The 14,995-nt window shown below is 63.9% G+C and carries 14 protein-coding genes and 2 pseudogenes; 3 read left to right on the top strand and 13 right to left on the bottom strand.

Annotated elements, in window-relative coordinates:
- Positions 1-496 (top strand): annotated as a pseudogene (locus JHD73_RS21850) (substrate-binding domain-containing protein); the annotation flags it as partial.
- 194 nt (positions 497-690) lie between these two features.
- Positions 691-894, top strand: a complete 204-nt coding sequence (locus JHD73_RS21845) for a DUF3562 domain-containing protein (RefSeq protein WP_199032290.1) — start codon at positions 691-693, stop codon at positions 892-894.
- A gap of 7 nt (positions 895-901) precedes the next feature.
- On the opposite strand, the gene JHD73_RS21840 is transcribed toward JHD73_RS21845, so the two are convergent.
- The 3 genes from JHD73_RS21840 to JHD73_RS21830 form a co-directional block, all read right to left on the bottom strand.
- Positions 902-1,861, bottom strand: coding sequence for an alpha/beta hydrolase (locus JHD73_RS21840; protein WP_199032289.1), 960 nt, complete (start codon positions 1,859-1,861; stop codon positions 902-904).
- A 211-nt stretch (positions 1,862-2,072) separates the two neighbouring features.
- Positions 2,073-2,534, bottom strand: coding sequence for a CoA-binding protein (locus JHD73_RS21835; RefSeq protein ID WP_199032292.1), 462 nt, complete (start codon positions 2,532-2,534; stop codon positions 2,073-2,075).
- Between the two features lie 20 nt (positions 2,535-2,554).
- On the bottom strand, positions 2,555-3,709 hold the full coding sequence (locus JHD73_RS21830) for an RsiV family protein (protein WP_199032288.1): 1,155 nt from the start codon (positions 3,707-3,709) through the stop codon (positions 2,555-2,557).
- 575 nt (positions 3,710-4,284) lie between these two features.
- On the opposite strand from JHD73_RS21830, the gene JHD73_RS21825 reads away from it, so the two are divergent.
- Positions 4,285-6,579, top strand: coding sequence for a DUF6600 domain-containing protein (locus JHD73_RS21825; protein ID WP_199032287.1), 2,295 nt, complete (start codon positions 4,285-4,287; stop codon positions 6,577-6,579).
- Positions 6,580-6,677: 98 nt separating this feature from the next.
- Here the strand turns inward: JHD73_RS21825 and JHD73_RS21820 are convergent, their stop codons facing one another.
- From JHD73_RS21820 to JHD73_RS21775, 10 genes and pseudogenes are all read right to left on the bottom strand, one after another.
- Positions 6,678-7,094, bottom strand: coding sequence for a F0F1 ATP synthase subunit epsilon (locus tag JHD73_RS21820; protein WP_021197165.1), 417 nt, complete (start codon positions 7,092-7,094; stop codon positions 6,678-6,680).
- Positions 7,095-7,185: 91 nt separating this feature from the next.
- Positions 7,186-8,589, bottom strand: coding sequence for a F0F1 ATP synthase subunit beta (gene atpD, locus JHD73_RS21815; RefSeq protein ID WP_199032286.1), 1,404 nt, complete (start codon positions 8,587-8,589; stop codon positions 7,186-7,188).
- A 36-nt stretch (positions 8,590-8,625) separates the two neighbouring features.
- Positions 8,626-9,501, bottom strand: a complete 876-nt coding sequence (gene atpG, locus JHD73_RS21810) for a F0F1 ATP synthase subunit gamma (protein ID WP_199032285.1) — start codon at positions 9,499-9,501, stop codon at positions 8,626-8,628.
- 64 nt (positions 9,502-9,565) lie between these two features.
- Entirely contained in the window at positions 9,566-11,107 is a 1,542-nt protein-coding gene (atpA, locus tag JHD73_RS21805) for a F0F1 ATP synthase subunit alpha (RefSeq protein ID WP_199032284.1), read from the bottom strand.
- A 62-nt stretch (positions 11,108-11,169) separates the two neighbouring features.
- A complete protein-coding gene (locus tag JHD73_RS21800) occupies positions 11,170-11,706 on the bottom strand; it encodes a F0F1 ATP synthase subunit delta (RefSeq protein WP_009239555.1) in 537 nt (178 codons plus the stop codon).
- Positions 11,707-11,708: 2 nt separating this feature from the next.
- Complete coding sequence (locus JHD73_RS21795) at positions 11,709-12,179, bottom strand: F0F1 ATP synthase subunit B (RefSeq protein ID WP_013210897.1); 471 nt, start codon at positions 12,177-12,179, stop codon at positions 11,709-11,711.
- Positions 12,180-12,285: 106 nt separating this feature from the next.
- The gene (gene atpE, locus JHD73_RS21790; protein WP_003262709.1) at positions 12,286-12,552 is read right to left on the bottom strand and encodes a F0F1 ATP synthase subunit C; all 267 of its coding nucleotides are present in this window, start codon (positions 12,550-12,552) and stop codon (positions 12,286-12,288) included.
- 80 nt (positions 12,553-12,632) lie between these two features.
- On the bottom strand, positions 12,633-13,514 hold the full coding sequence (gene atpB, locus JHD73_RS21785; RefSeq protein WP_199032283.1) for a F0F1 ATP synthase subunit A: 882 nt from the start codon (positions 13,512-13,514) through the stop codon (positions 12,633-12,635).
- Positions 13,515-13,747: 233 nt separating this feature from the next.
- A complete protein-coding gene (locus JHD73_RS21780) occupies positions 13,748-14,299 on the bottom strand; it encodes an ATP synthase subunit I (RefSeq protein ID WP_199032282.1) in 552 nt (183 codons plus the stop codon).
- Between the two features lie 352 nt (positions 14,300-14,651).
- Positions 14,652-14,995, bottom strand: a pseudogene (locus tag JHD73_RS21775) (chromosome partitioning protein ParB); the annotation flags it as partial.

Genomic DNA, 14,995 nt, shown 5'->3' with positions numbered 1-14,995 from the left:
GGCTGACACCATCGGCGCCAAGGGCAGCGGTGACGTGGTCAAGGCTGTGCAGGCCACCCCCGGCGCCATCGGCTATGTCGACTACAACTATGTCCTCGACAACGACCTGAACGCCGTGCAGTTGCGCAACGCGTCCGGCCGCTTTGTCAGCCCGCAGGTGAGCGGCTTCCGCGAAGCCGTGGTGCAGAGCGCCTGGAACCGCAAGGGTGAGTTCACCGCGCCGCTGGTCAACCTGCCGGGTGCAGACACGTGGCCGATCACCATGGGTACCTTCATCGTGGTGCCGGCCGTGAGCCAGTCCGGCCCCCGCACGCTGGCGGCGTTGAAGTTTCTGACGTGGGGCTACTTCCACGGTGACGAACTGGCCGCCAAGGCCAAATTCGTGCCGCTGCCCGAGCGTGTGCAGGCGATTGCGTACCGTGAGCTGGCCCGCATTACCGATGCGTCGGGTGCCGCCATCGGCCTGCAGAGCATGCCCGCAAACTGGGGCAAATAGGCGGCAAACGCTTCTTGCCGGTGCAGTCTTTGCGCTGGCAACGGTCTCGCAATAGCACCGTTTTGATGCTGCGCAGATAGCATGCAGAAAGCTTTGCAACAGGGCTGGATTGTTCCTGCGCGTTACCTATAGTGGACACTCGTTGCGCGAACCAACCGCGCATGTCACTGCCACAGCAACGACGGGGAACCGCAATGGGCACCGCCATCGCAGACCAGGACGAACAGATCGACAAGATCGCGCACGACACCGGCGCACCTGCTGATCTCGTGCGCGTTCAGTACCAGGAAACCATGCGCGCATTGTCGGCAGACGCCAGCGTGCACGACTACCTCTCGCTGTTCGTCACACGGCGCGTACTGGCAGCGTTCCGCCCGCACCGCGCAACACAACGCTAGTTCCTGCTTATTCTTCGCTGATCATCCCGACGAATGCGTGCGCCGCGCGGCGCATCCATTCGCGTGCGCGCTCGACGTCGGGTTGAACGCGCGCAAAGCCGTGCGTCATGCCTGACGCTTCAATGGTGATGACCTGCGCACCGTGCTGCACGAGGTAGTCGGCGTACTGCAGGCCGTCGTCGCGCAGCACATCGTGTGCAGCCACGATGACCACCGTGTCGGGCGGCGTGTACTTTGGCGGCTGCGCCATCAAATAGATGCGCCCGTCCTGCTCGGCCAGCGATTTGGTCAACGCTTCGGCGCCGATAAACTTTTCCCAGTACCAGCGCATCTCGTCGCGCGTGAGGCCGGGGCCTTGCGCGAAGGCGTTGTAGCTCTCGCTGCCGAAGGCCGGTGTGGTGACGGGGTAGACCAGCAACTGCGCATTGACGAGACCCGGGCGCACGGTTGTGTGCACAGACTGCGTGGCCTGCACAGCGAGGTGGCCGCCCGCACTGTCGCCACCAACGGCCAGAAATGCCGTGTCGCACCCGAGGCTCATCCGCTGCTCGGCCAGGTACGCGAGCGCATCGCGCGCGTCATCCGCAGGCGCAGGAAACGGGTGTTCGGGGGCGAGGCGATAGTCCACGCTGACGACCGCACAGCCGGTGTCTTGCGCAAGCAGCGCTGCCAGCATGCGGTGCGTCGTGCGCGGCGCGCCCACTACCCAGCCGCCGCCGTGAAACCACACCAGCATGCGCGGCGTGGTCACGTGCTTGGGGCGAAAGACGATCGCATCCAGCGTGCGCCCCGGCAGCGGCAGGCTCAGGTCGGACGCTTCAACGCTGTCCGGATCAGGTCGATCGGAGAGCGCGGCAATCGCCTCGAAACGCTCGCGCTGGGCGGGGGCATCTTCGGGTGCAGGCAACGCGCCAAAGCGCTCGGCAATGCGTTGATGGAACTGCAGGATCTGCGGATCGACGGCCATGGTGCGGATGCGTTGTGCAAGTTTCGATGACCGTCGAAGTGTAGCGCGTGGGCTTGCGCTTCCACGATAGGCCGAGAACCCGAGCGCGCTGAACAGCAGCGGCCCGGGCGATGGCCGAAATCCAGTGTCGGATGACATGGGGACTCCGTCAGAAGTTGGAGCCCTAAGCCTAGGTGGCGCGCATGCTCCCGACCGTCACAATCGTGCGCCGTCAGGAGTGCTCGCCAATGCCGAGTCGCCAGTGCTCGATCTTGGTACAGCGATCCTGCACGGCGGGAATGCCAGCCGCGCGCGCGGCGGCCATTGCCTCATCGTTGACGATGCCAAGCTGCACCCAGATACCGCCCACCCCCACGGCAATGGCTTCCTGCACAACGGGCAGCACCTGCTCTGCGCGGCGGAAGATGTCGACCAGATCGATGCGCTGGCCGGCGGCCGCCAGTGTTGTCGCCGCTTCGGCCAGCGTGGCGTAGCACGGCTCGCCGAGCACATCTTCGCCAGCGTGCTGTGGGTTGACCGGCACGATGCGATAGCCGGCCTGCTGCAGATAACGCGCCACGTCATAGCTCGGCCGCGTGGGGCGCGGCGACAGACCCACCACGGCGATGGTCTTGCCGGACAGCAGCCGGCGCATGGTGGCTTGTTCGTCGACGTAGGAAGGATTGGCGGACATGGCGGTTGGATAGCGCGTGTTCAGGTAGTGGGCCGCCTGCACGCGGCACTCAGATCATCGACCCGCACGGCGGCACGGAAAGCCCCCGACGAATACGGGCCCACTTCATACGGCCCGTAGTGCACGACGACGCGGTCTCCTTGGAGCGTAAACGGAAACGCCGGGTTACGCAGGTCCTTCTCTTTGAGCACGCCGCGCGTGGCTTCAGGCGCCCCTTCGCGCTTGAGTGCGCCGACGACCTGCGTGTTGAAGCTCTGTAGGCAGGCGGATGTGGGGTTCAGTACATCCGCCAGGGTGATCGGCTGGAAGCCCTGCGCGCCGCGTCGCCAGTTGCCCGCCGTAAAGCCGTAGTTGCCGTGCGCACCACCGCTGTACGCCCAGACCATGCGCAGCAGGCTCACCGTGTCGCCCAGGCCGACGGCGCTGATGCGGATGACGCATTCGGTGTCGTACTGATCGCAGCGGTTGATGCGCAGTGATTGCACCAGTGCATCTATGGCCGCATCGCCGGTCACGGGGTAGCGCTCGGTGATGGTGGCCTGGCCGGCAGTGCCGGTGATTTCTCGATAACGCGCCGCGCGCTTAAGGGTGAAGGGCTGGCTGCGGCCGCCGTCGCTCCAGGTGCCGGTGGCGGCAGTGCCGTCCGCAGACAACGCGCCGGAGAGCGTACCGCCCTCGCGCACCATGGGCTGGCCGCTAGGGTCGAGTGCATCGGCGCGCTCACGCCACACGAAGCGGCGTTCGGGCGCGTTGCGGCCTTCGATGGTCCACATGGTGCGACCTTGGGGGCGGTCGTCGTAGGCGTCACCGGTGAGCGTATCCGCAACCGGGTCCTTGTCTTGGTCACGCGCCTTGGGAGGCGGGTCGTACACGCTCAGCCAGACGCTCCAGCCGGGGTTGTCGGCACCCTTGCCTACCGTACCTTGCCAGAACGTGCCGGCGTGGCGCTCGCGTGGCTCCTGCGGTTTTGCAAGGGGTGTGGTTGGCGTGGAAGCAACAGGTGCGGAGGCTGCAGGCGCACTTGCGGGCGCCGTAGACGGCGCGGAGGCCGCTTCGCCCGCGGCATGTGCCGAACCGACCGCGCAGACTGCCGCCATCAAGGTAACAAAAACGCCGCCTCCGGCCGATTTCCATGCCGCCGAATGCGTCAAACAATGCACCGTCTGCCTGTGCATGCTTCCCTCCTATGACCCAACACCCCAGACTGGTCCGCGCGTGGCAGGCCCGCCTATCCTCAAGCCCCGCGCCACTGCGCGGCAAAGTCGTGGGACTGTGCAGGTGCAGCAGACGTTCCCCAGAGCATGTTTTCAAGCGCTTTTTGCATCACGCCCGGTGGGTTCTTACAGCACTTGCATTCGATTGCAATCCGACACACTTTGTTACGCCTTGGGGTTCCCTCGTCGCCCACAATGCCTCGGCACGCGACGTCTTTGTGTCCAATTGTTGTGCGCCAGCCGGGTTCTCCTCCCAGCAATGCGGCGCGCGCCACACACGGTTGCGTTGCAAGGTTACCCCTCCCTTTCGAATTGACCCCTCGAAGGGATTTCCCGTCCGCGCGGCGCTCCCCGGCCCGCGCGCTTTTTTTTGCCTGCACGATCTGCGCAGCACCCTCACGCGTGAGCACGGTCCGTGCCGCCGCATGGTCACCCCCGATACACGCCCTTACAAAACCAAGTCGGCCCTTCGCCGCCTGCGGCGTTTAATGGAGACATCCACGCGGCGCGTGCCGCCATAAAAACGAGGGCTCATCATGTCCACTCCATCCCGTCGTTCTCTCCGCCTCACCGGTATGCGGCTGCCGCACGTGCTGCGCGCCGTGGGTATTGCTGCAGTGCTGCTGGTCTGCGGCTCACGGGCAGCGCTGGCCGCCGACCCGGCTTCGCGCGTCGCGCGGCTATCTGACTTCTCCGGTGCGGTGAGCTTTGCGCCGGCCGGCTCCGACGACTGGGCCGGCGCCACGCTCAACCGCCCGTTTACGACGGGCGACCGTCTGTGGTCCGACCAAGGCAGCCGTAGCGAACTGCACGTCGGCTCCACCGCGCTGCGCCTGGGGCAGAACACCGGCGCCACGCTGGTCGACCTGGACGACCGCAACACGCAGGTCAAGCTCACACAAGGCGCATTGTCGGTTCGCGTGCGTGCGCTGCCACCGGACCAGACTGTTGAGATCGACACACCCAATCTAGCCTTCACGCCGCAGGCACCGGGTGAATACCGCCTCGATGTCGCGCCAGACGGCTCCAGCACCACCGTTACCGTCTGGCATGGCGACGGCACGGCCTACGGCGACGACCGCTCCGTGCCGTTGGGCGCGGGCCAGCAGGTCCGCTTTGGCGGCACCGACCTGGCCGAAGCCGGTGGCACGGACAACCCCAACCGCGATGCCTTCGACCACTGGGCCGAGTCACGCGACGCCCGCGAAGACGCATCCGTCTCCGCCCGCTACGTCGGCCGCGAAATGACCGGCTACGAAGCTCTGGACGACAACGGCACATGGCGCGAGGAAGACGGCTACGGCGCCGTGTGGGTGCCACGCGCAGTGCCAGCCGGCTGGGCGCCCTATCGCACCGGCCATTGGGCATGGGTGGCGCCCTGGGGCTGGACCTGGGTCGATGATGAACCCTGGGGTTTCGCACCGTTCCACTATGGCCGTTGGGCCTACGTCGGCACAACGTGGTGCTGGGTGCCGGGTCCGGTGGTGCCGCGCCCGGTGTATGCGCCGGCGCTGGTCGGCTTCGTGGGTGGTGGTGGTGGCGGCGGTGTGAGCTGGGGCATCAACATCTCGATCGGCTCGCCGGGCGTGGCGTGGTTCCCGTTGGCCCCGGGCGAGGCATATCGCCCCGTCTATGCCGCCAGCCCCACCTACGTGACCAACATCAACCGCACGGTGGTGGTGAACAACGTCACGGTCAACAAGACGATCATCAACAACAACGTGACCAACATCACCAATGTGAACCGCGTCACGTATGTCAACGCCAACAACCCCGCCGCGCTGACAGCAGTGCCGGCCAAGACCTTCGTCAGCGGCCAGCCGGTCGGCCCTGCCATGGCACGACTGCGCCCCGAACAGATGCGCGCGCAACTGGCGCATGCGCAGATCGTGTCAACGCCGGCGCTGGCACCAGTGAGGGCAAGTCTGGTGGGCGCAGCCGCTGCCAGTGGCGCGCACCCGTTGCCGCCAGCACAGGTGTTCTCGCGGCAAGCCATTGCGGTGCGTGCACCACAGGCGCCGGCAGGCGGGCGTGATGCATTGGCCGAGCGCTTCCACTCCCAAGGCGGCACATTGGCCGGCGCCGGCCCCGCGTGGACGGGCGGCAGCGCCCCCGCACATGTCGCACCGGTGCGTGGGCCGGCCAACGCCGGCGCGCAGCCGATGCCAGCGGGGGCGCAGGCGGCGGGCCTGCGCCTCACGCGCGCCACACCGGCCAACATGCCGCATGGTGAAGGCGCGCCGCATCTGGGCAACCAGCCAACGCCGGGGAATGCACAAGGCCCGCATGGTGCACAACAACCCGCGCCGCAAGCATTCATGGCGCCGGGCACCACCACGCACCCTGGACAACAACCCGGTGCACAGCCTGCGCAGGAGCAACGTCGCGGTGAAGAGCGCGCCATCTTGCCGAAGCCCGCGCTGCCCCCGCAGTCGCCCGCTGGTATGACGTCACTTCCGCAGCCGCAGGAAGGCATGCGCGCAGACATCTCCCGCGAGGAACATCGTCCGGTGCAAGCGCAGCAACCGCAACCGCGCCCCGCTGAAGTCATTCGGCCGACCGCGCCCGCACCGCAGGAACGTCCGCGTCCAGAGCCACGTCAGCCTGAGCAGCACTTCGAAGCACCGCGCCCATCGGCACAGCCGCCGCGTCCGGTGGAAATTCACCCGTCGCAGCCGCTGCCTCGGCCCGAACCGCGTCCGGAGCCGCAGCGTCCGCAACCCCAACCTCAACCGCCGCACGTTGAGCACCACGAAGCCGCGCCCGCACAGCCGCACCCACAGGGCCAAGGCGGCCACAACGAGCAACACCGTGAAGAGGACCACCACTAAGCAACAACGGTAGCGACAGGCAACAAAAAAGCAGCCCAAACGGGCTGCTTTTTCTTGGGCCATACCGACCTGCCAGGCAGATCGGCATCAACCGGCGTTCAGCGCTTGCGACGCAGGCGCGCGATCGCGGCCAACTGCGCAGCAGCCACGGCCAGTTCACCTTGCGCACGGGCCAGATCGATGTCGCTGCTTTGGTTCTGCAGCGCCTCTTCGGCCGCACGCTTGGCTTCGTTCGCCTTGGCTTCGTCCAGGTCGTGACCGCGGATTGCGGTATCGGCCAGCACGGTCACCTTCTTCGGCTGCACTTCGAGAATGCCGCCGGCAACGAACACAAACTCTTCGCCACCATCTTCCTTCTCGATGCGCACGGCGCCCGGCTTGATGCGCGTGATCAGCGGCGTGTGGCCAGGCAGAATGCCCAGCTCGCCGGCTTCACCCGGCAGTGCCACAAACTTGGCATTGCCGGAGAAGATCTCGTGCTCAGCGCTGACGACGTCTACATGAATGGTTGCCATCTCGATTCCTTTGCTCAGAAAAGCCGCTTCCTGAATGGACTTCAGAAAGCCAGTGCTGACCCCGGCTCTCGCACAGGGTCAGACGTTGCTCTTACTGGAGCTTCTTGGCCTTCTCGAAGGCTTCGTCGATCGAGCCGACCATGTAGAACGCCTGTTCCGGCAGGTGATCGCACTCGCCGTCCACCAGCATCTTGAAGCCGCGGATGGTTTCCTTCAGCGGCACGTACTTGCCCGGCGAACCCGTGAACACTTCCGCCACGTGGAACGGCTGCGACAGGAAACGCTGGATCTTACGGGCGCGGCCCACAGCCAGCTTGTCTTCCGGCGACAGTTCGTCCATGCCCAGAATTGCGATGATGTCGCGCAGTTCCTTGTAGCGCTGCAGCGTCTTCTTCACGCGGTCGGCGACGTCATAGTGCTCTTGGCCCACGATCTGCGGGTCGAGCTGACGCGAAGTCGAGTCGAGCGGATCCACTGCAGGGTAGATACCCAGTGCTGCGATGTCACGCGACAGCACGACGGTCGAGTCCAGGTGCAGGAAGGTCGTTGCCGGCGACGGGTCGGTCAAGTCATCGGCAGGCACGTACACGGCCTGGATCGACGTGATCGAGCCGGTCTTGGTCGACGTAATACGCTCTTGCAGCTTGCCCATTTCTTCAGCCAGCGTCGGCTGATAGCCCACGGCGGAAGGCATACGGCCCAGCAGTGCCGACACTTCGGTACCGGCCAGCGTGTAGCGGTAGATGTTGTCGACGAAGAACAGGATGTCACGGCCTTCGTCACGGAAGCGCTCGGCCATCGTCAGGCCGGTCAGCGCCACGCGCAGACGGTTGCCCGGCGGCTCGTTCATCTGGCCGAACACCATGGCCACCTTGTCGAGCACGTTGGAGTCCTTCATTTCGTGGTAGAAGTCGTTGCCCTCACGGGTACGCTCGCCCACGCCAGCAAACACCGACAAGCCCGAGTGCTGCTTGGCGATGTTGTTGATCAGCTCCATCATGTTCACGGTCTTGCCGACACCGGCGCCACCGAACAGACCCACCTTACCGCCCTTGGCGAACGGGCAAACCAGGTCAATCACCTTGATGCCGGTTTCCAGCAGGTCCACCGACGGCGACAGTTCGTCGAACTTCGGGGCCTTCTGGTGAATCGCGCGCTTTTCGTCGCAGGCGATCGGGCCGGCTTCGTCAATCGGACGACCCAGCACGTCCATGATGCGGCCCAGCGTGCCGTGACCGACAGGCACCGAGATCGCTGCGCCGGTACCCTTGACCGCCATGCCGCGGCGCAGGCCGTCGGACGAGCCCAGTGCAATGGTACGCACCACGCCGTCGCCCAGCTGTTGTTGCACTTCGAAGGTCAGGCCCTTCTCGGCGAACGATTTCTCGTTGCTGTCTTCCAGCACGAGTGCCTCGTAGATATGGGGCATTGCGTCACGCGGGAACTGAATGTCCACCACGGCGCCGATACACTGCACAATTGTTCCGATACTCATTTGTATCTCCAATAACTTAAATCTTTGCCGTGGGCGTCAGACCGCTGCCGCGCCGCTGACGATTTCGGACAGTTCCTTCGTGATCGCTGCCTGACGGGTCTTGTTGTAGACCAGTTGCAGTTCGCCGATCACGTTCTTTGCGTTGTCCGAAGCCGCCTTCATCGCTACCATCCGGGCCGACTGCTCGGAGGCCATGTTCTCGGCCACCGCTTGGTACACCAGCGCCTCGACATAGCGGATCAGCAGCTCGTCGACCACCGTTTGCGCGTCCGGCTCGTAGATGTAGTCCCACGAGTAGGCTTGCTTCTCGGCGTCGGTCTGCGTCAGCTTGTCGGCTGTGAGCGGCAGCAACTGCTCAACCACCGGCTCCTGCTTCATCGTGTTGATGAAGCGGGTGTACGCGAGGTACACAGCATCGATCTCGCCGGCCGCAAATGCGTCCAGCTGAACCTTGATCGCGCCGATCAGCTTTTCCAGATGCGGCGTGTCACCCAGGTGCACGACGTTCGAGACGACCTTCGCGCCGATACGGCCCAGGAACTGCATGCCCTTGGTACCGATGGCCGTAGCCTGCGTCTCGATGCCCTTGCCCTGCTGCTCACGCAGCTGGTTGGTCACGGCGCGCAGCACGTTGGTGTTCAAGCCACCGCACAGGCCCTTGTCCGTCGTCACCACGATCAGGCCAGCGCGCTTGATGTCGCGCGCCACCATGAACGGGTGCGTGTACTCCGGATTGGCCTGCGCCATGTGCGCAGCAACGTTGCGGATCTTCTCAGCGTACGGGCGGGCAGCACGCATCCGTTCCTGCGCCTTGCGCATCTTGGACGCGGCGACCATTTCCATCGCCTTGGTGATCTTGCGCGTGTTTTGCACGCTCTTGATCTTGGTGCGGATTTCTTTTGTTCCGGCCATTTCACTCTCTCCGTTCAGACCTGGCCACGCAGGCTAAGCGTGACCAGTTCCAGGATTGACGCGGTTAGAACGCGGCGGACTTCTTGAAATCCTCGATCGCGGCACGCAGAGCGGCCTCATCATCCTTCGACAGATCCTTCGTATCTTCGATGCGGTTGATGAGATCGGCGTACTTCGTCTTCAGCGTGTCGTGCAGGCCCTTTTCGAAAGCCAGGATGTCCTTCACGTCCACGTTGTCGAGGAAGCCGTTGTTGGCTGCGTACAGCGACGCGGCCAGCTGCCACACTTGCAGCGGCTGGTATTGCGGCTGCTTGAGCAGTTCGGTCACGCGGCGGCCGCGCTCGAGCTGCTTGCGGGTCGCTTCGTCCAGGTCGGAAGCGAACTGCGCGAACGCAGCCAGTTCACGGTACTGGGCCAGGTCGGTACGGATACCGCCGGACAGCTTCTTGATGACCTTGGTCTGAGCCGCACCACCCACACGCGACACCGAGATACCGGCGTTGATAGCGGGGCGAACGCCAGCGTTGAACAGGTCGGTTTCCAGGAAGATCTGGCCGTCGGTAATCGAGATCACGTTGGTCGGCACGAACGCGGACACGTCGCCGGCCTGCGTTTCGATCACGGGCAGCGCGGTCAGCGAACCGGTCTTGCCCTTGACTTCGCCGTTGGTGATCTTTTCGATGTGCTCAGCGTTCACACGGGCAGCACGCTCCAGCAGGCGCGAGTGCAGGTAGAACACGTCGCCCGGGTAGGCTTCACGGCCCGGCGGGCGGCGCAGCAGCAGCGAAACCTGACGGTACGCCCAAGCTTGCTTGGTCAGATCGTCGTACACGATCAGGGCGTCTTCGCCGCGGTCGCGGAAGTACTCACCCATCGTGCAGCCGGCGTAGGCCGACAGGTACTGCATGGCAGCCGAGTCGGAAGCGGCAGCAGCCACCACGATCGTGTATTCCAGCGCGCCGTGCTCTTCCAGCTTGCGCACCACGTTGGCGATCGTCGAAGCCTTCTGGCCGATTGCCACGTACACGCAGAAGATGCCCTTGCCCTTCTGGTTGATGATGGCGTCGACGGCCACAGCGGTCTTGCCGGTCTGGCGGTCGCCAATGATCAGCTCACGCTGGCCACGGCCGATCGGCACCATCGCGTCGATCGACTTCAGGCCGGTCTGCACCGGCTGGCTCACCGACTGACGTGCGATCACGCCCGGAGCGACCTTCTCGATCACGTCCGTCTTCTTGGCGTTGATCGGGCCCTTACCGTCGATCGGCTGGCCCAGCGCGTTGACCACGCGGCCCAGCAGTTCCGGACCAACCGGCACTTCCAGAATGCGGCCCGTGCACTTGACTTCCTGGCCTTCGGAAATGTGCTCGTACTCACCCAGGATCACGGCGCCGACCGAGTCGCGCTCGAGGTTCAGCGCGAGGCCGAACGTGTTGCCCGGGAATTCCAGCATTTCGCCTTGCATCACGCCCGACAGGCCATGAATGCGGCAGATACCGTCCGTCACGGAAATGACCGTGCCGGTGTTCTTTGCGTCAGCGCCAGCCTTCAAGCCCTCGATACGGGTCTTGATCAGGTCGCTGATCTCGGAGGGGTTCAGTTGCATCGAATGCTCCTAATTCTTCAATCTGTCCGCGGGCAATCTCATCGGCGCCTCGCGGAACAGCATTACGCGGCGGTCAGCGCAGACTGCATCTGCGTCAGGCGCGCGCGCACCGAGGTGTCGAGCACTTCGTCGCCAATCTGCACACGCACGCCGCCGATCAACGAAGGATCGACGCTCACGTGAGCCTGCAGCTTCTTGCCGAACTTGCGTTCGAGCGTGGCGACCAGTTCGGTCAGGGGCGCGCCCTCAAGCGGGAACGCACTGGTGATCTCGACGTCGGCGGCGCCTTCGCTGGCATTCCGCAGCACATGGAATTGCGCGGCAATTTCCGGCAGCAGCGACAGGCGCTTGTTGGCCACCAGCAGGCCAACCAGTTCCTTCGCCTCATGCGACACCGGAGATTTCAACGCCGACAGGAAGATCCCCGCCACATCGGCTTTGGAGAGCTTCGGATCATCGGCGACTGCCTTCATGTCGGGTACGGCGGCAATTTGCCCCATTTCCGACACGAGCTCAGACCATGCACCCAGATTGCCGGCCTTCGCTACGCGAAACAGCGCCTCTGCGTACGGACGGGCAACGGTTGCGAGTTCTGCCATGATTACAGCTCAGCCTTGAGTTGATTGAGCAGATCAGAGTGGACCTGCGCATTGACTTCACGCTTGAGGATCTGCTCGGCACCCTTGACGGCCAGCGTAGCAACCTGGTCGCGCAGCGATTCACGCGCACGCACGGTTTGCTGCTCGGCTTCGGCCTTGGCTTGCGCGATGATGCGCGCGGCTTCGGCTTGGGCGTTTTGCTTGATCTCGTCGGCGCTCATCTGGGCACGCTTTTCGGCGTCCGCGATGCGCTGCGCGCCTTCATTGCGCGCTTCGGTCAGTGCCTGCTCGACCCGCTTGTTGGCCAGCTCCAGCTCAGCCTTGCCCTTATCGGCAGCGGCCAGGCCATCGGCAATTTTCTTCGCGCGTTCGTCGAGCGCCTTCACCAGGGGCGGCCAAATGAACTTGGCAACAACCCACCACAGGATGAAGAACACGACCATCTGCGCGACGAGTGTGGCGTTCAGGTTCATGGTGTGTTCCTTTCGGTATTGAGACTACGGATCAATGCACGAAGCGGCGAGGGTCACGCGGTGCGTTCACCCAGGCCGCCTCCGGCATCATGCAGACCGAAAAGAATTACTTGATGACCGACAGCAGCGGGTTGGCGAACGCGAACAGCATGGCCACACCAACGCCGATCAGGAATGCCGCGTCGATCAGGCCAGCCAGCAGGAACATCTTGGTTTGCAGCGGGTTCATCAGCTCAGGCTGACGTGCGCAGGCTTCGATGTACTTGCCACCCATCAGTGCGATGCCGAGGCAGGCGCCGATGGCACCCAGGCCGATGATGATGCCGATACCGATGGCGGTCAGACCTTGGATGTTGGCGAGAAATGCTTGCATGATGACTCCCTTTTACGTGAAAGACTAAGAACTTGAGAACTTGAAAAAACCAAACGGAACCGGAGAACCTGAACCGCTACTTAGTGGTGATCATGTGCCTGGCCGATGTACACCAGCGTCAGCATCATGAAAATGAACGCCTGCAGCAGAACGATCAGGATGTGGAAGATCGCCCAAACCGCACCGGCCACCACGTGACCTACGAAACCCAGTGCCGAGAAATCAGCACCGAACGTCCAGATCGAGCCAAGCAGCGCGATCAGCAGGAACACCAGCTCGCCCGCGTACATGTTGCCGAACAACCGCATGCCCAGCGACACAGCCTTAGCGAGGAATTCAATGATGTTGAGGATCAGGTTGAACGGCGCGAGGTACCACTTGGCGCCAAACGGAGCGGAGAGCAACTCGTGCGCGAAGCCGCCCGCGCCCTTGATCTTGAAGCTGTAGTAGATCATCAGGATCAGCACGGCGAAGGACATGCCGAAGGTGCCGTTCAGATCGGCCGTGGCCACCGCGCGGTGGTGCGGCACGTGCACGCCAAAGGTGCCGAGGATGTGGTTGACGCCCGTGACCCAGTCCACCGGGATCAAGTCGACCGCGTTCATCAGCGTGACCCACACGAAGACCATCAGGGCCAGCGGAGCGATCCAGGAGCGATCGCCGTGAATGATGCCCTTGGCCTGGTCGTCGACCATCTCGACAACCAGCTCAACGAAGGCCTGGAAGCGTCCCGGAACACCAGAGGTGACACGGCGCGCGGCCATGCCCAGGAAGATGATGCCGATCAGGCCCATCAACACGGACCAGAACATCGTGTCCCAGTTGATGACGGTGAAGTCGACGACGGACGCCTGCTTGCCGCCGAGGCTATTGAAATTCTGCAAATGCTCCGCGATATACGCGGAAGGCGTGAGAGCGTGCTCGGCGGCGTGGCCGGCGGCTTCTGCGACTTCAGTTGCCATGATGATTCAGTCCAATATTGCGAAACATTCTTCGTGACACGTTCTTGCTCGCGCCCGATGCTCAACAGGTTTCCCTGGAGATCGCGGACTGCACGCGGCTGGAACGCGCCACCTTATTCTTGCGGAGTGTCAGTGCAATGAACCGGGGCTTCTCCTGCCGCCTGTTCCTGCCACCTCCCGACACATCCCGTGCGCCTGCGGCAATGCTGCAGGCTTGGTCTTTCATCGTACCGTCAACGCAGTGCGAGTCCGACCCAGTACATCTTGAGCGCCAGGATCAGGGTGATCAGCAAGGGCAGCCAATGCAGCCCCTTGAACATCACCACCACAATCACCAGCAGTGCGACCGTGCCGAGCACCTTGATCGCTTCGCCCACCACCAGACGGGCGATGGACTCGAACCCCTTGGCCGTCGACAGTCGCATCGCGAACCATGCCGAAGGCACCACGCACACGCCACCACCCAGCAGGGCCGACAACGCAGCCTGGCCTGCCGACGTAGCGCCTGTACCCGCAAACCAGCTACCCACATACCATCCGAGCGCACACAACAGTGTGATGGCCACCTGGCCGAGCACGATGGAGAAGGGCGTGATACGCGAAGCCCGCAGGGCCTGCTCGCCGAACATGGCAACCGCTTCGTCATGTGAGAGCACATGCACCGGCGGCTCCGCCTTCCCTGCGTCATCATCCCAATCGTCGTGCTCCGGAGCCTGCGCCGAGACTGGTCGGGCGGCTTCCAACGAAGCGTAAGAATCGGGCCGTTGCCGCGTGGCTGGCTGCATGGAAGAATGGCCTTTCAACATGCCGCACCGCTTTGGGTCAGGCGGATTTAAAACCGCACGATTTTACGGGACATGGCGTTCACCAGTCAACGCGCAAGCGAACGGTCGTGCGGGCGCCTTCGACAGCACCCGGAGCGGCTGCGTTCCACGCTCCATACGCAATGATGTGCTGCTGCCAGGGCACCGAATCCGCCTGATGGAGCGGTGCCTTGGTGATTCCATGATGGTATTGCCCGCGCACAGCGTCGATGACGTACGAGGTAATCGCACTGATTCGGTGCCGGTGAATGCCCGCAAATGGCGCGGCGGCGCGGGTCGCACCGACTGCGTCAAACTGTCGCAGTCATGCGACTCAGGCGGCCTCTTCGTCGCCGTCCGGACGCAGGCGTGCCAGCAAACCGTCAAACTCATCGAGACTGCTGAACTGCACGGTCAACTGACCACGGCCCTTGGCCGCCAGCTTGATCTGCACACCCAGGCCCAGTTGGTCCGCCAGTTCTTCTTCCAGGCGGGCGACGTCACGCCCACCTTGGTGCGCGCCCTTCTGCTTGAGCGACTTCAACTCGAACGGCTTGAGCGTCAACGCCACCAGCTTTTCCGTCTCGCGCACCGACAGACGCTTGTTGACGATCTGGTTGGCCAACAGGATCTGTGTCGCACTGTCGACTGCCAGCAGCGCACGGGCGTGGCCCATGT

Source organism: Ralstonia sp. ASV6 (assembly GCF_016429285.1).
In the GTDB taxonomy this organism is placed as follows: Bacteria; Pseudomonadota; Gammaproteobacteria; order Burkholderiales; family Burkholderiaceae; genus Ralstonia; species Ralstonia flaminis.
This window is presented reverse-complemented; position numbering and strand designations above follow the sequence as displayed.